A 16,435-nucleotide genomic window follows, 5' to 3' on the forward strand; every position below is an offset into this window, starting at 1 on the left:
GCTATGAAGTTGTGGAAACGGACAGTAGCACTTATGCTGATAACACTTTTGTGCTCTCTGATACCGGTCGGTGTCCTGAGCCTGTATGTCACAGGAAAAAGAAGCCTGAATAATGCTGCTGAAACCTATGGACGACAGCTTGCAAATGGAAAAAATCTCCTGGAACAATTCTGGGACAACAGTAAATATGAGCAGATGTCAGAAACAGGAAAAAAATCTTATCTGGAATTCCAGTTTCTGAGATGCTGCGGTGAGAAAATGCTCCTCATTAATTCCGAAAGTAAAGAAGCCGTAGTAAACCGCACAGATTATGAGATTGTCAGCATGGATAATCTCGGTTTAAACAACAAAACGGATTCCTATGAGTACAAAATCCAGAAACTGAATCACAAATACTTACTTTTACAGCATGCGCTGCTTACAAATCCAGAGGGTTACGAAATACTTTCAGTCCGTGATGTTACTTCTATGTTTACGGAACTGAGACAGACGGCAGCCTGGTTCCTGGGAATCTATCTGGCAGTATTTTGCATTGCTGGTCTGTTTATCTATCTAATGATGAAGCGGACCGTACAGCAAATGGAAAAACTGCAGGAAGTAGCCGGAAAACAGGAAATGCTTATGGGAGCACTTGCCCACGAAATGAAAACACCTCTTACTTCTATTATTGGATATTCAGACACTCTGCGGCATGTAAAACTAAACGATGAACAAAAAGACCGTGCCTTGGAACATATCAGCCGTGAGGGAAAAAGACTTGAAAAACTTTCCGGAAAAATGCTCCAGATGCTGGGGCTCCATCAGAATGATTCAATAAAAATGGAGTCACACTATATAGGAGAACTGCTGGAACATGTAGTTCAGCTAGAGGCAGAACAGGCAGCGCAGAGACAGATACAATTGCAGACAGAATACGAAGATTTTTCTATGAAAATGGATGATGAATTAATGGAAAGTCTTCTTGTAAATTTGATAGATAACGCTCTCCGTGCTACAGAAGCAGGAGGTCGTATTACCGTAAAAGCATATAAAGAATCGGGTAGGAAAATTCTGGAAGTTGCAGACAACGGTCGGGGAATCCCACAGGAAGAACTGGGAAAAATTACGGAAGCTTTTTACATGGTAGACAAATCCAGAAGCCGCCAGGAGGGCGGAGCAGGACTTGGACTTGCGTTATGTGTAAAAATCGCAGAAGTTCATGGAGGCAGACTGGACATCACAAGCCAGCTTGGAACAGGAACGAAAGTAAGAGTAATATTTGATAAAAAAAGATAAGGATTTAACCTGATCAAACAAATATTCTGCTTCAATTATGAATAACTGACCGATCCAGACGGATTCACTCGTTATTACATGGACAATATTAAACAGATGAAATTTACAACTTGTTTACATCTTGATGAATACATTAGAAGTACAGTATGGTACTCTTTTCTTATAAGAAGAGGGTACCTTTTTTAACTAAACTGCGAAGCAGATGATTTTATCCGCTTGACTGAATCAGGAATGTAAAGAATGCGGATAATTTTATCTGACTGACCAAATTAAGCAGCAAAGAAAATATTTTATCTGCTCAGCTACATATGCGAAAGGAGGAGAAAGAAATGAAGAAAATAAAAATATTTGTGGGAGTTTTTTTATGTATGAATCTTTTTACAATATCAGGATGTGATAAGGTCATTCATTCTGCTGTTGTAGAAGAAAAGGATAAGACTGCTGCAAAGAAAGAGGAAAACAAAGAGAAAGAAACAGTTCAGAAAACAGTCACTGAACAGGTGCAGGCTCCGAAAACCTACCAGACAACCATCCAGTCCGATCTAAGATCCGCAGAACGAACAGATCAGGAAAATCCTATGAAATTTACCCTGACAGCCGATGCTCCGATAGAAGTGCCGGATGTGGGTGCCATATGCCTGAAAAATGTAAAAAAAGTGACAATTTCTGAAGAAGAGCCACAGAAAGTACTGGATACTTTTGCCAAAGGGCAATTGTTGAAACAAGACTATGATGGATTGGCAGAAACATATGAGGTGGATGGACTGACGTACCAGTATACAGGTACATTCCCCGATTTAGAAGCATTTAGTTTTTTGGAAAAATATGCTGCATTTGATGATGTGAACGAAGAAAATATGTCTCAGGATGAGAAAAAACAAAGAGCAGAACGATTTCAGAATTATATAAAAGCAGGAAATCAGAATATGACTGATGACGGCGCAGAAAATTATGTAAAGGATATTGTTTCTGGAGAATGGCACCTGTTTGACAGTGCATCAAAAGAACTCACAGAAGAAAACTGCACTTTGGAAAAGACCTCTTTTTTCTTTGAAAGAATGGTCGATGGTGTACCTGTTAATTATATACGGAATTCTTATCTGCCATATGATGAATTATCCCGTCCCTGGATAGATGAAGACGATAATTTTCATGAAGCGCAGTGCGATGTGTGGGATAATGAATCGCTGACAATGATTTTCTGCAGCGGAACACTTCAGAGTTTCCAACACAGTGATCCAATTGAGGTATCAGATGCTTCGGACGAAGCATTGTTTCTTCTGCCATTTGATGAAATCAAAGATATTTTTGAAAAAACAATCACCATGCAGATTATGACAGAGCAGGAAAACCGTCTGCCGGCAGTAGATGGCATAAGTTTCACCCGCTATCCATCCATTGATGCACAGACAGTTGAGATGACGATAACAAAAGTTCAGCTTGGATATATGCGTGTGCGGAATGGCAGCAGCAGTACAGAGGGAAGCCTGATACCGGTATGGGATTTCTACGGAACCTGGAATTCTCAGGAACCGGCCTATGCAGATGGCGGTGATGAAATGGTTATAGACAGCGTTACTATGGATCGCATCGGTGTACCGCTTCTCACAATCGATGCACGAGATGGCAGTGTCGTACAAAGAGTACAGAGCGGACCATCTACTACGTTTCCTGGTGGTATTGGAGAATGTGAATAAACCGTAATAAAAAAAGTGCAGTGTTTATCTGGTTAAAATAGAAATGAAACCGGAAATATGGTATGATTGGGACAACAATAAAAACCAGAGCGTGTTTGAAAATAATTTCTACAATCTGCATGCTCCAGACATTAAGGAGGACACCACAATGGATGCAAACATGAAAAAAAGAAACGAACTTTTGGCAAAAACAGTGATTAAGGGACTGGAATCCCGCAATATGTCCGGGTATTATGCACAAGATAAAGAAGCAGCATTAAAGCAGGCCCTGGAACTGATCCCAAACGGAAGCACGATCGCCATGGGCGGATGCATGAGTGCACATGAGATCGGTCTGGTCAAAGCTTTGCAGGATGGAGATTATAATTATATTGACCGCGCAAAGCTTGAACCTCGTGAGGGACTTATGGCAGCCTATGATGCAGATTTCTTTTTATCCAGTGCCAATGCAGTCACAGATGATGGCGTCCTTGTCAATATTGATGGCAATTCCAACCGTGTATCCTGCATTGCCCAGGGCCCGAAAAAAGTAATCTTTATTGTAGGTATAAACAAAGTCTGTCCGGATCTTGACAGTGCAATGAAGCGTGCCAGAAATGTGGCAGCTACAGCTAATGCGCAGAGATTTGATATCAAAACTCCATGTAAGGAAACCGGAAAATGCTTTGACTGCAAATCCCCGGATACCATCTGCTGTCAGTTCCTGATCACCAGATATTCCAGACATAAAGACAGAATCCATGTTATTCTGGTAAATGACACACTTGGGATGTAACCAAATCAAGTAAGTCCCTGGCTTCGATTGAACACAAATAATAAAAAAGAACAGTCTCATTGACGCATAATAAGTCAAAGGGGCTGTCCTTTTTTGGAAAACAATAGGTCTGAAAAAGTCAATATCTGTATCATGTAAATCAATACCGGAATGGTTTCTGACACAGAATCCTAATATAATATCCATGCGGCAGCAGACCTCTCTGGACAGATGAACCTGGTCTGCCAGTTCCTGCAGAGAGATGATGGATTCAAAATGCGTATTAAGATAGTTCAGCATCTGTTCCAGCCTTTCCAGTTCCAGCTAGTTGGCCGGAATAAATTTTGCAAAATCATTCTGGTGTTCGCAGAGAATCATACCGAAAATTTCACAGAGAAGCCCCTTAATCTTCAACTCATAACATAAGGTCTTCTGATCAAAGAGTGCTTCTGTTTCATTGAGCTTTTGAATTACAGTCCGGGTACATGAACTTTCGGAAGTAAGAAGGATGCAGGGGACAGCTGAATTCTGGAGAAAAGGGCGAAAACATCTGCGTTCCACATCACTTCCGTATTCGCCGCATATGAAATCCGGACGTGCCAGAAAGGTACTGCAGCAGTTGCAGGATATACCGCAGCATCGAAAGCAGACCAGCTTTCTGTACTGGTAAACAATGCAATGATGACCGCAATTTCCAACTATGTGGCTCAGAATTTTGGTGCAGGCAGATGGGACCGTATTCGTCAGGGCGTGCGCGCCTGTCTGATCCAGACAGAAGCATTTAACCTGATCATGTGTATTGGAATTCTGCTGCTGAGACATCCGATTGTAAGAATGTTTCTCTCAGATCCCACAAAAGAAATCTATCACTATTCAGATATGTATCTGACGATTGTAGCTCCCTTTTACTTTGTGCTTGGGCTGTTGGCAGTATATCGTACATCCATCCAGAGCATGCAGAATGGCAAAGCACCTTTTGCTGCCTGTATGATTGAACTGGTTATGCGAATTGCTGCAACAGTAGGTCTTTCCGGAATTATCGGATATACATCTGTATGTATTGCCAGTCCAATGGCATGGATCGGAGCCTGTGCACTTCTGATCCCGGTTTATTATAAGATGATGAAAGGAAATTGTGCAGCATTACTGAGAATGGAGTGACGAGTAACAAGATTTTGAGATAACAGCCGCAAGGTGACACTTTACAATGGAAAAACGGATAAAAATGTGCTATGCTATCTATCAATAGACAGAAATCCGTTGATTAAGGAGAGTGAATTATGCGTTTTGTAATTCAGAGAGTAATGCATTCAAAAGTGACAATTAATGGTGAAGTACGAGGCCAGATAGGCAAGGGCTTTATGGTTCTTATCGGAGTAGGAGAAGAAGATACCGTTGAAATCGCAGATAAAATGATTCATAAAATGGTTAATATGCGTATTTTCGAAGATGAAAACGGTAAGACAAACCTTGGCCTGAAGGAGGTGGGCGGAAGTCTTCTGCTTATTTCTCAGTTCACATTATATGCTGACTGTAAAAGAGGAAACAGACCTTCCTTTATAAGAGCAGAGGCCCCTGATATGGCTGAAAATCTGTACAAATACATAATTGCCAGATGCAAAGAACACATTGATATTGTCGAGCAGGGAGAATTTGGGGCAGATATGAAAGTGGAGCTTGTGAATGACGGTCCCTTTACAGTCATATTGGACAGTAATGAATTATAATTATCTGTAATTGTTCAATATTTTACGGCAGATTGCTGGATGATTATCATTATCTATAACAAGAAAAAGATATGAAAAAGGCAGTTATAAATTATCAGAAAACAACAGGAATTGCAAGAGAGGAGCAGATTTATGAAAATCGGATTTATCGGATGCGGAAATATGGCTTCTGCCATGATCAGTGGTATGCTGAAAAAAGGACTTTATAAAAAAGATGAGATTATTGTTTCCAATCTTACAGAAGAAGGAAGCAAACGAAGCAGAGAAAAACTGGGAGTGGTTACAACTCTGGATAACCATGAAGTGGTAAAAAACACAAAACTGGTTTTCCTGGCCGTGAAACCGCAGTTTTATGAAGAAGTGCTGAATGAAGTAAAAGATGAACTGACACCGGAACACACAGTTGTAGGCATTGCGCCGGGGAAAACTCTTGCCTGGTTAGAAGAAAAATGTGGACAGCCTCTGAAAGTGGTAAGAATGATGCCGAATACTCCTGCTCAGGTTGGGGAGGGTATGACTGGTGTATGTGCCAATGAGAAAGTATCGGCAGAAGAACTGGCTCAGATCTGTGAGATCACAGACAGCTTTGGACGTACAGAAGTAGTTCCGGAGCGTCTGATGGACGCAGTAAGTGCTGTAAGCGGATGTTCACCTGCATATGTTTTTATGTTCATAGAAGCAATGGCAGATGCTGCGGTAGCCCAGGGAATGCCAAGAAAACAGGCTTATCAGTTTGCTGCACAGGCTTTACTTGGAAGCGCAAAAATGGTACTGGAAACAGGCATGCATCCGGGAGAACTGAAGGATATGGTATGTTCACCGGCCGGAAGTACCATCGAGGGAGTAAGAATCCTGGAACAGAAGGGATTCAGAAGTGCTGTCTTTGAAGCTCTGAATGGAGCTGCTGAAAAAGGTAAAAAGATGTAATCTCAGTAACTCTAAGGCTCTGAAAATCCGCTAAAACCATAAAAAATCCGCTCAAACTCGCCGCAAAGCGGCTCAGACAGTGAGCGGATTTTTTATAACGCGAATTTCCAGAACCTAAGAGTTACTACAATTCCTGCAAATACATATTAACAGAACAATATTTCGGAGCTGTTTTATTTTATTATAAATTTCCCTGACTCAGACGACTGTTATGATATTTACCGGAGTTCGTAACATCTTCGCCAAACCATACGGGTGGATTATAACTGAGCGCCTGTTCTTCAGAAGAAAATTCTACTTCTGCGAGATAGAGTCCTTCATAAGGAGCATCAAATACATCCAGTTCAATGGTGAGTCCATCTTTTTCCGGGATAAGATAGCGGGTTTTGGAAATGAGGATTCCGTCAGCTTTTGGACGCATATGTTCATAGGATTCTTTGGTAAGTGGAAGATTATATTCCTCGCGGGTCATAAGACCTTTGGATTTATAGGTAAGATAGTAGTTATCATCCTCTTTGCGGATACGGACTACCGGTGCGGTGGATAAGTAACCCTGTTCCAGTCTGTGATGTGGATAAGAATTAAGATCTGCAGGCAGATTTTCTTTGGATATTAAAAATTTACGTTCGATTTCCATTTAAATTTCCTCCATAGAGTTAAAATGTGTCAATCCTTTAGTTTGTGCTATAATGATAATAGCATAGATGAAAAATAATGAAAACGCATATTTTACTTAAATCAAACGGTGATATCGTTACTGTTCACTCCGTTCTCAGTAACGTAGCCAAAATTCATTCCAGATTGCCTGCGGCAATGGAATTTTGGCTTGTATGTCTCGGGATAGTGGTGTGTGAACAGTAACATGATATCTGCTTAATGTAAAATAGATAAAAATGTTGTGAGGAATAAAGAAGAAAGTAGGAAACAGCATGGGACAAGAGGAAAAATATATGGATGAATACATAAAAGAAATATCAGAAAAAATTGAAGATAAAAAAGAATATTATGCCGAAATCAGCGATAAAATCTGGAAGTTTGCAGAGCCCAGATTTCAGGAATATAAATCTTCTGAATTACTTCAGCAGTCATTAAAGAAAGAGGGATTTTCCATAAAATCAAATCTGGCAGGAGAGGAAACAGCATTTATTGCAGAATACGGTTCCGGAAAACCGGTTATAGGATTTCTTGGCGAATTTGATGCCCTGCCGGGACTTTCGCAGAAAGCAGATACTACCGAGAGAATCCCGGAAGAAAAAACATCAGATTCAAAATATGAAAGCGTGCAGGAAAGAGAAAGGAAACAAAATCCAGATTCAGGACATACTGATAATTGTGGTCATGGCTGCGGTCATCAGCTTATCGGAACAGGCACCCTTGCTTCCGTCATCGCATTAAAAGACTTCATGAAAGAACACAACCTGAAAGGAACAATCCGCTACTACGGCTGCCCAGCCGAAGAAAACGCAGGCGGCAAAGCGTTTCTCGTACGCGACGGCTATTTCGATGACTGTGACCTCGCCCTCTGCTGGCACCCGGAGCAGGGACGACGCGCATGCTACGGAAGCACCAAAGCAAACTTCAGAGTCTTCTTCACATTCTACGGAACCCCGGCACACGCCTCCATGTGCCCGGAATTAGGCCGTTCCGCACTGGATGCAGTAGAATTAATGGACGTAGGCGTAAACTACATGCGTGAACACATGATAGACGAAGCCAGAATCCACTATGCCATCACCGACACAGGCGGAGATGCCCCAAACGTAGTCCAGTCCAGAGCCCAGGTACTCTACGCCATCCGCGCCCCGAAGATCACTCAGGTAAAAGAACTCTACAACCGCGTATGTAATATAGCCAAAGGCGCCGCCCTCATGACCGAAACTACCGTAGAAATCCGTCAGGTGGCTGCCTATTCCAATTTAATCTCCAGTAAAATCCTTGCAGACCATATGAACACCTACCTGGAAAAACTTGGCCCGATTCCATATACAGAGCAGGAATATGCCTACGCACAAAAATTCCAGCAGTCCCTCTCGGATCAGGATAAAAACCAACTCCCTACAATCGCCCGGGACTACTTTGGATCAAACGCCGCCGAAGCCATGAAAAAACCAATCTTCCAGCCAATAGCCAGCCAAAACCTGTACAGCGACCTCAAATACTCCACCGATGTAGGCGATGTAAGCTGGATTGTCCCAACCGTCCACCTCAACATCCCCACATTCGCCGCAGGAACCGCCCTCCACTCCTGGCAGGCAGTAGCCCAGGGCAAATCCTCAATCGCTCACAAAGGAATGCTCTACGCCGCCAAAATCATGTCCCTCACAGCTCTGGATTTTTTACAAAATCCAGAACTGGCAAATCAAGCCAGAAAAGAACTGACAGAAACATTAGACGGAGAAACATATCCCAATCCATTGCCGAAAGACTTGAAACCAGAGCTATGGTAAAAATAACATTTTGCCAGTTCCCAGCGCGAAGCCATCTGTCTCCTGGGGTGAATTTGACGAGTCTTAGTAACTCTTAGGTTTGGGAAATCTGCGTTATGGAAAAGAATCGCAACGTGTCTGAGCGAAGTTTGCAACGGAGCGAGTTTTGCATTCTTTTTCATGTTTTTAGCAGATTTACCAAACCTTAGAGTTACTTAGGCTCACGAAACTGAACCCCAGGAGACAGATGGCTTCGCGCGTCCCTACCCAATCCAAACAAACATTGTAACTATCCATAAAAAATGCTATAATCCATTTCAGAAAAACAAGATAAAAATCTTAAAAAATACAACAATCAGGAGGCACAAAAAAATGAGTAAAAAAGTATACATCTTCCTCGCCGACGGATTCGAAGACATTGAAGGCTTAACCGTAGTAGACCTTCTTCGCCGCGCCGGAATCGACATCAAAACCATATCTATCAAAGAAACCACCCGGATCCAGACATCCCACGGCATCACCATGCTCACCGACGCCATATTCGCTGAAACCGACTTCGCCGACGCCGACATGCTCGTTCTTCCTGGAGGAATGCCGGGAACAAAATACCTTGCCGGTTACAAACCACTCATCGACCTCCTGACAGACTTCAACAATAAAGGCAAAAAAATCGCAGCCATCTGCGCAGCTCCAAGCGTATTTTCCGGACTGGGATTCCTCAAAGGTCGCAAAGCAACTTCCTATCCGTCATTCATGGAAGTTCTCTCCAAAGATGGCGCAGTAACAAGTGAAGACAGCGTAGTAGTAGACGGAAACATAACCACCAGCCGCGGCCTGGGAACAGCTGTAGACTTCGCACTCTCCCTGATTTCACAGCTCGAAAATGAAGAAAAAGCAAAAGAAATCGCAGAATCTGTAGTTTACACACGTTAAAACATCCCAAAACCCTTATTTTTATGCGAAAAAACACTAGCACTTTTGGATTTTTTGTGCTATACTGCTACAATGACTGTAAATATATAATTGAGTTATAAACAGACTTCTTGCGTTACTGACACAGAGTGAACAGTAACTCTCCCGCTTCTGCAATGGTGGGAGCGGAGCTCAGACTTGAATATATAGAAATAGGTAAAAACTGTGAATGATATAACGCAGCTGAAAAACCAGTCGCAAAATATAACCTGAATTTAAGGAGGAACATTGTAACATGAGTTTACAGGTGGAAAAAATGGAAAAAAACATGGCTAAACTTACTATCGAAGTTGCCGCTGAAGATTTAGAAAAAGCAATGCAGAATGCATACCAGAAAGCAAAAGGAAGAATTTCCATCCCTGGATTCCGTAAAGGAAAAGCTCCAAGAAAAATGATCGAGCAGATGTATGGCAAAGGAGTATTCCTTGAAGATGCTGTTAACGCTCTGATTCCGGAACACTACAGCAAAGCATTAGCTGAATGCGAACTTGAGATCGTTTCCCAGCCGACAATCGACATCACACAGGCTGAGCCTGGAAAAGCATTCATCTTCACAGCAGAAGTTGCTGTTAAACCGGAAGTTACATTAGGTGATTACAAAGGTGTAGAAGTACCGAAAACTGAAATCACAGTAACAGACGAAGACGTAGAAGCTGAACTCAAGAAAGAGCAGGAGAAAAACTCCAGAACAATCAGCGTAGAAGACCGCGCAGCTCAGTTAAATGATATCGTAACAATCGACTTCGAAGGATCTGTAGACGGAGTACCTTTCGATGGCGGACAGGCTACAGAGTATCCTCTGACACTTGGTTCCAACACATTTATCCCGGGATTCGAGGAACAGCTTGTTGGTGCTAAAGTTGGCGATGATGTAGACGTAAAAGTTACATTCCCTGAAGAATATCAGGCAAAAGAACTTGCAGGTAAAGAAGCAATCTTCAAATGCGCAGTTAAGAAGATCGAAGCAAAAGAACTTCCTGAACTGGATGATGATTTTGCAAAAGATGTCTCTGAATTCGATACACTTGCAGAGTACAAAGAGCATGTAAAAACAAATCTTGAAGATAAGAAAGCAGACGAAGCAAAACGTGCAAAAGAAGATGCAGCAGTAGATAAAGCAATCGAAAATGCACAGATGGATATTCCGGAAGCTATGCTTATGACACAGTGCCGTCAGATGCTTGATGATTTCAGCAGAAGAATGCAGTCCCAGGGATTATCCATGGATCAGTACTTCCAGTTCACTGGCATGACAGCTGACAAGATGATGGAAGACATGAAACCACAGGCATTAAAGAGAATCCAGACAAGACTGGTTCTTGAGAAAGTAGCAGAAGTTGAGAACATTCAGCCAACAGAGGAAGAAGTAAATGAAGAGATCTCCAAGATGGCTGAAGCATACAAAATGGAAGCTGACAAGTTAAAAGAATTACTTGGAGAGCGTGAACTTGAGCAGATGAAGAAAGACATGGCTGTACAGAAAGCAGTTACTGTTATCGCTGACGCTGCTAAGGAAGTTTAATTTTAAAGTAATCGAATTTTAAGAACCGGAAAGAGACAGGCTCAGATGTCTGCCTCTTTCGGAAAAAAGTCAGCCGCGTAAATGGAGGCGTTTATATGAGTTTAGTACCTTATGTCATTGAACAGACAAGCAGGGGAGAGAGAAGCTATGATATCTATTCAAGGCTTCTGAAGGACAGAATCATTTTTCTTGGTGAGGAAGTAAATGATGTGAGTGCAGGACTGATCGTATCACAGCTTCTTTTCCTGGAAGCAGAAGATCCTGGTAAAGATATTCAGCTGTATATCAACAGCCCGGGCGGTTCCGTAACAGCCGGCATGGCGATCTATGATACCATGCAGTATATTAAATGCGATGTTTCTACCATTTGTCTTGGAATGGCTGCCAGCATGGGTGCCTTTCTTCTGGCAGGCGGTGCAAAAGGAAAGAGATTTGCTCTTCCGCATTCCACTATCATGATCCATCAGCCATCCGGCGGTGCGCAGGGGCAGGCAACAGAGATCCAGATCGTGGCAGATCATATCGCACAGACAAAGAGAACTTTAAATGAGTTATTGGCTGCAAATACCGGTCAGCCGATAGAAGTTGTTGAGCGTGATACAGACCGGGACAACTATATGACTGCTGAAGAAGCAAAGGCATATGGACTGATTGACGGTGTAGTCATGCATAAATAATGCGAAAGATAAGACTCCTGTGAATCGTCACAGGAGTCTTATTAGTTAGTATAGAGAAAGGACAGACATAAATTCATGGCAGAAAAAATGAGAGAAGGAAAAGTAAGATGCTCCTTTTGCCAGAAGACAGAAGATCAGGTAAGAAAACTGATCGCAGGTCCGGATGGCAAAGTATTTATATGTGATGAGTGCATTGGCATCTGCTCAGAGATCATGGAGGAAGAATTAAATCCTTATGATGACGAGGTTTTGAATTCTGATATTAATCTGTTAAAACCGGAAGAGATCCATGCAGTTCTGGATGATTATGTAATTGGTCAGGATGCAGCAAAAAAGGCTCTTTCCGTTGCTGTTTATAATCACTATAAAAGAATCCTTGCATCAAAAAATTCTGATGTAGAGCTTCAGAAGAGTAATATTCTGATGCTTGGACCTACAGGTTCAGGTAAAACTCTGCTGGCTCAGACACTTGCCAGACTTCTGAATGTACCGTTTGCTATTGCAGATGCTACCACACTGACAGAAGCCGGATATGTAGGAGAGGATGTTGAGAATATTCTTCTCAAGATCATTCAGGCAGCAGATTATGATATTGAACGTGCACAGTACGGAATTATCTATATTGATGAGATTGATAAGATCACAAGAAAATCTGAGAATCCATCCATAACCCGCGATGTTTCCGGTGAAGGCGTACAGCAGGCACTTCTGAAGATTCTGGAAGGTACAGTGGCAAGTGTTCCGCCTCAGGGTGGCCGCAAGCATCCTCATCAGGAGTTTCTTCAGATTGATACAACAAATATTCTGTTTATCTGCGGCGGTGCTTTTGACGGAATCGAGAAGATTATCGAGTCCAGACAGGATACCAAGTCCATCGGTTTCGGTGCAGAGGTTTCTGTTAAGGAAGACAGAAATGTGGGTGAGATCCTGAAGGATGTAATGCCGGAAGACTTTATCAAATTCGGCCTGATTCCTGAGTTTATCGGTCGTGTGCCGGTAGTTGTAACTCTGGATGCGCTGGATGAGAATGCGCTGATCAGTATTCTGAAAGAGCCGAAGAACTCACTTACCAAACAGTATCACAGATTATTTGAACTGGATGGTGTTGAACTTGATTTTGAAGATGATGCACTTGAACTGGTCGCAAAGAAATCTCTGGAACGTAAGACAGGAGCCAGAGGTTTGCGTGCGATCATGGAAGGTTCACTGATGGATCTGATGTATAAGATTCCGTCAGATGACACGATTCGCAAGTGTACAATTACCAAAGATGTAGTAGATGGCACCGGTGAGCCGGAGATCGTCCGCGGAGAAACTCCTGCACAGGCGAAGACAGCCGGAAGCAGAAGAACGTCCCGGACACACAAGAAGGATAAACCGGAAACAGCCTGATGAAAGGGACTGAACAATAAATGACAAATCAGAATATAGTGCTGCCTGCGATCGCTCTCAGGGGGACTACCATCCTTCCCGGGATGATCGTTCATTTTGATGTGAGCAGGGAGCGTTCTGTCAAGGCGATTGAAGCTGCCATGCTTCATGACCAGAAGATTTTTCTGGTTACTCAGATTGATCCTGAGGTGGAATCACCGGATCTGGCAGGTGTATATCATGTAGGAACCATTGCCTATATCAAACAGGTTGTGAAACTTCCGCAGAACCTTTTGCGGGTACTTGTAGAGGGAACGGGAAGAGCTACACTTGTGAAATTTGAGCAGGAGTTTCCGTTTATCAGAAGTGAGATCACACCTGTTGATGAAGAAGAAATGCAGATGCCGGAACCAGTGATGGAAGCCATGCACAGAAGCCTTAAGGAATTATTCCACAGATACTGCATGGAAAATGGAAAAGTCAGCAAAGAGCTGGTAGCACAGATTTTAAATATAGATAATGTTGAGGAACTGGTTGAGCAGATTGCTGTAAATATTCCTTTATCTTATCAGAATAAGCAGAAGATTCTGGAGGCACTTACACTGGAGGAACGTTATGAAGTTCTGGGTGCAATCCTTGGAAATGAGATTGAGATCATGCAGATTGGCAGAGATCTCCAGAAAAAAGTGAAGGCCAGAATTGATAAGAATCAGAGAGAATATATTCTCAGAGAGCAGCTGAAACTGATACGTGAGGAACTGGGTGAGGATAATACTGCGGATGACGCAGAGGAGTTTAAGAAGAAACTCCAGGAACTTCAGGCCGGCGATGAGGTAAAAGAGAAGATCAGCAAAGAAATCGAGAGATTTAAGAATACCAACAGCAATGTATCCGAGAATGCAGTACTGCGTGGTTATATTGAGACCATGCTGGCACTTCCGTGGGAGAAGAAATCCACAGATTCTGATGATCTGAAAGAAGCATGGAAAGTACTTCAGGAAGGTCATTACGGTCTGAAAGATGTGAAGGAGCGTGTGATGGAGTTCCTTTCCGTCCGCAAACTGACACATAAGGGAAAAAGTCCGATCCTTTGTCTGGTAGGACCTCCCGGAACAGGTAAAACCTCCATTGCCCGATCGATTGCAGAAGCAATGCATAAGAAATATGTACGTATCTGTCTGGGCGGTGTGAGAGATGAGGCTGAGATCCGGGGCCACAGAAAGACTTATGTAGGAGCAATGCCGGGAAGGATCACTGCAGCATTACAGCAGGCAGGAGTGAGCAATCCTCTGATGCTTCTGGATGAGATTGACAAGACCAGCAGTGATTATAAAGGAGATACTTCTGCGGCACTTCTTGAGGTGCTTGATCCGGAGCAGAACAGCAGATTTATGGATCATTATATAGAGGTTCCACAGGATCTTTCAGAAGTACTGTTTATTGCAACTGCAAACGATGTTCAGGGCATTCCGAGACCACTTCTTGACCGTATGGAACTGATCGAGATCGCAGGTTATACTGAGAATGAGAAGGAACATATTGCAAAGGAGCATCTGATTCCGAAGCAGATGGAAGAGAACGGTATCGAGAAAGGTAAACTGACAATCCAGTCAGCGGCTCTTAAGAAGATCATCAACAATTATACAAAAGAAGCCGGAGTTCGAAACCTGGAGAGAACCATAGGACAGATATGCAGAAAAACTGCACGTCTGATCATGGAAGAAGATAAAAAGAAAGTTACAGTGACTTCAAAGAATCTGTCAGATTTTCTTGGAAAAGAGCATTTTAACTATCTTATGGCAAATAAGAAAGATGAGATTGGTATTTCCCGCGGGCTTGCCTGGACACAGGTGGGCGGTGATACACTGCAGATTGAAGTCAATGTAATGCCCGGCAAGGGTGAGCTGATGCTTACCGGACAGTTGGGAGATGTTATGAAAGAGTCTGCACAGGCAGGTATTACTTACATTCGTTCCATTGCTTCTGACTATAAAGTTGAGCCGGAATTTTTCCAGGAAAATGATATTCATGTGCATATTCCGGAAGGGGCAGTACCAAAAGACGGACCATCCGCAGGTATTACCATGGCAACTGCAATCCTTTCCGCAATTATTAAGAAGCCGGTAAGGGCAGACCTTGCAATGACCGGTGAGATCACACTGAGAGGAAGAGTTCTTCCGATCGGCGGTTTGAAAGAAAAACTTCTTGCGGCAAAATATGCTAAGATCAAAGAGGTGTTAGTGCCGGCAGAAAACAAACCGGATATTCAGGAATTAGATAAGGAAATCACAGACGGACTTACCATTACCTTTGTAAGTTCGATGAAGGAAGTGCTTAATAAGGCACTGGTATAAAATAAATGGTCAGTCAGTAAAGATTGACCATTTGTTGTGAAAAAAGAGAGGAAATCAATGGTTATTAAGAATGTATCATTAGATATCGTATGCGGCATTACCAGCAAACTCCCGGACACCAACAGACCGGAGGTTGCATTTGCAGGAAAATCAAATGTGGGAAAATCATCGCTGATCAACGGGCTGATGAACCGGAAATCTCTTGCCAGAACAAGTGCACAGCCGGGAAAAACACAGACCATTAACTTTTATAATATCAATGAAGCCATGTATCTGGTAGACCTTCCTGGTTACGGATACGCAAAGGTTTCACAGTCTGAGAAGGAAAAATGGGGCAAGATGATCGAAAGATATCTTCATACATCCAAAAACCTGAAGGCGGTTTTCCTTCTTATTGATATCCGTCATGATCCGTCTGCAAATGACAAGATGATGTATGACTGGATTCTGAACAATGGCTATGAGCCGATCATTATTGCAACGAAGCTTGACAAGCTCAAACGAAGCCAGGTTCAGAAAAATATCAAAGCAATCAAAGAAGGGCTGAAGCTGAGCAAAGATGGCATTATTATTCCTTTCTCTGCTGAGACGAAGCAGGGAAGAGATGAGATCTGGGCTCTGATTGACGAGTTGACCGGACTGGCAGCTACTGAAGAAGCCTGAAAAAATAAATATTCGCTGTTTACTGACGGGATTCTTTTCCTGTGAAAATAAGCAGCAGACAGACAAAATA

14 protein-coding genes are annotated in these 16,435 nt (G+C 42.6%); 13 read left to right on the plus strand and 1 reads right to left on the minus strand.

Features of this window, described 5'->3' with window-relative positions; genetic code table 11:
• Nucleotides 1-3: 3 nt before the first annotated feature.
• The 6 genes from LI074_RS09245 (at nt 4) to proC (ending at nt 6,380) form a co-directional block, all read left to right on the plus strand.
• Nucleotides 4-1,275, plus strand: coding sequence for a sensor histidine kinase (locus LI074_RS09245; protein ID WP_173679578.1), 1,272 nt, complete (start codon nt 4-6; stop codon nt 1,273-1,275).
• 329 nt (nt 1,276-1,604) lie between these two features.
• Complete coding sequence (locus LI074_RS09250) at nt 1,605-2,972, plus strand: DUF6034 family protein (protein WP_243868811.1); 1,368 nt, start codon at nt 1,605-1,607, stop codon at nt 2,970-2,972.
• Nucleotides 2,973-3,120: 148 nt separating this feature from the next.
• Nucleotides 3,121-3,747: a lactate utilization protein gene (locus tag LI074_RS09255; RefSeq protein ID WP_118138016.1), complete on the plus strand. Its 627-nt coding sequence runs from the start codon at nt 3,121-3,123 to the stop codon at nt 3,745-3,747.
• A gap of 567 nt (nt 3,748-4,314) precedes the next feature.
• Complete coding sequence (locus LI074_RS09260; protein WP_227567369.1) at nt 4,315-4,887, plus strand: MATE family efflux transporter; 573 nt, start codon at nt 4,315-4,317, stop codon at nt 4,885-4,887.
• 119 nt (nt 4,888-5,006) lie between these two features.
• Entirely contained in the window at nt 5,007-5,453 is a 447-nt protein-coding gene (gene dtd / locus LI074_RS09265) for a D-aminoacyl-tRNA deacylase (RefSeq protein ID WP_173698139.1), read from the plus strand.
• A 132-nt stretch (nt 5,454-5,585) separates the two neighbouring features.
• Nucleotides 5,586-6,380, plus strand: coding sequence for a pyrroline-5-carboxylate reductase (gene proC, locus LI074_RS09270; RefSeq protein ID WP_022380867.1), 795 nt, complete (start codon nt 5,586-5,588; stop codon nt 6,378-6,380).
• 181 nt (nt 6,381-6,561) lie between these two features.
• Here proC and LI074_RS09275 read toward each other — a convergent pair whose 3' ends face one another.
• On the minus strand, nt 6,562-7,017 hold the full coding sequence (locus LI074_RS09275; protein ID WP_008706005.1) for a CYTH domain-containing protein: 456 nt from the start codon (nt 7,015-7,017) through the stop codon (nt 6,562-6,564).
• 313 nt (nt 7,018-7,330) lie between these two features.
• On the opposite strand from LI074_RS09275, the gene LI074_RS09280 reads away from it, so the two are divergent.
• The 7 genes from LI074_RS09280 (at nt 7,331) to yihA (ending at nt 16,365) form a co-directional block, all read left to right on the plus strand.
• Nucleotides 7,331-8,827, plus strand: a complete 1,497-nt coding sequence (locus tag LI074_RS09280) for a M20 family metallopeptidase (protein WP_173698140.1) — start codon at nt 7,331-7,333, stop codon at nt 8,825-8,827.
• A gap of 351 nt (nt 8,828-9,178) precedes the next feature.
• Entirely contained in the window at nt 9,179-9,739 is a 561-nt protein-coding gene (locus LI074_RS09285) for a DJ-1 family glyoxalase III (RefSeq protein ID WP_062807369.1), read from the plus strand.
• Nucleotides 9,740-10,013: 274 nt separating this feature from the next.
• Complete coding sequence (gene tig, locus LI074_RS09290) at nt 10,014-11,300, plus strand: trigger factor (RefSeq protein ID WP_008705993.1); 1,287 nt, start codon at nt 10,014-10,016, stop codon at nt 11,298-11,300.
• Nucleotides 11,301-11,395: 95 nt separating this feature from the next.
• A complete protein-coding gene (gene clpP / locus LI074_RS09295) occupies nt 11,396-11,977 on the plus strand; it encodes an ATP-dependent Clp endopeptidase proteolytic subunit ClpP (RefSeq protein ID WP_008705991.1) in 582 nt (193 codons plus the stop codon).
• Nucleotides 11,978-12,052: 75 nt separating this feature from the next.
• Entirely contained in the window at nt 12,053-13,369 is a 1,317-nt protein-coding gene (clpX, locus tag LI074_RS09300) for an ATP-dependent Clp protease ATP-binding subunit ClpX (protein ID WP_008705989.1), read from the plus strand.
• A gap of 20 nt (nt 13,370-13,389) precedes the next feature.
• Nucleotides 13,390-15,702 carry an endopeptidase La gene (gene lon / locus LI074_RS09305; RefSeq protein ID WP_008705987.1) on the plus strand — a complete coding sequence of 771 codons (2,313 nt, stop codon included), beginning with the start codon at nt 13,390-13,392 and terminating at the stop codon, nt 15,700-15,702.
• 57 nt (nt 15,703-15,759) lie between these two features.
• Complete coding sequence (gene yihA / locus LI074_RS09310; protein WP_008705985.1) at nt 15,760-16,365, plus strand: ribosome biogenesis GTP-binding protein YihA/YsxC; 606 nt, start codon at nt 15,760-15,762, stop codon at nt 16,363-16,365.
• Nucleotides 16,366-16,435 lie beyond the last annotated feature (70 nt).

Origin of the sequence: Blautia sp. MSK18_10 (assembly GCF_020553185.1) — a bacterium.
GTDB classification, from domain to species: Bacteria; Bacillota; Clostridia; order Lachnospirales; family Lachnospiraceae; genus Blautia_A; species Blautia_A wexlerae.

Bases quoted from the DNA above. Each gene is read 5' to 3' on its own strand.
- LI074_RS09245 (WP_173679578.1), top strand. From the start codon at position 4: ATGAAGTTGTGGAAACGGACAGTAGCACTTATGCTGATAACACTTTTG.
- LI074_RS09250 (WP_243868811.1), top strand. From the start codon at position 1,605: ATGAAGAAAATAAAAATATTTGTGGGAGTTTTTTTATGTATGAATCTT.
- LI074_RS09255 (WP_118138016.1), top strand. From the start codon at position 3,121: ATGGATGCAAACATGAAAAAAAGAAACGAACTTTTGGCAAAAACAGTG.
- dtd (WP_173698139.1), top strand. From the start codon at position 5,007: ATGCGTTTTGTAATTCAGAGAGTAATGCATTCAAAAGTGACAATTAAT.
- proC (WP_022380867.1), top strand. From the start codon at position 5,586: ATGAAAATCGGATTTATCGGATGCGGAAATATGGCTTCTGCCATGATC.
- LI074_RS09275 (WP_008706005.1), bottom strand. From the start codon at position 7,017: ATGGAAATCGAACGTAAATTTTTAATATCCAAAGAAAATCTGCCTGCA.
- LI074_RS09280 (WP_173698140.1), top strand. From the start codon at position 7,331: ATGGATGAATACATAAAAGAAATATCAGAAAAAATTGAAGATAAAAAA.
- LI074_RS09285 (WP_062807369.1), top strand. From the start codon at position 9,179: ATGAGTAAAAAAGTATACATCTTCCTCGCCGACGGATTCGAAGACATT.
- tig (WP_008705993.1), top strand. From the start codon at position 10,014: ATGAGTTTACAGGTGGAAAAAATGGAAAAAAACATGGCTAAACTTACT.
- clpP (WP_008705991.1), top strand. From the start codon at position 11,396: ATGAGTTTAGTACCTTATGTCATTGAACAGACAAGCAGGGGAGAGAGA.
- clpX (WP_008705989.1), top strand. From the start codon at position 12,053: ATGGCAGAAAAAATGAGAGAAGGAAAAGTAAGATGCTCCTTTTGCCAG.
- lon (WP_008705987.1), top strand. From the start codon at position 13,390: ATGACAAATCAGAATATAGTGCTGCCTGCGATCGCTCTCAGGGGGACT.
- yihA (WP_008705985.1), top strand. From the start codon at position 15,760: ATGGTTATTAAGAATGTATCATTAGATATCGTATGCGGCATTACCAGC.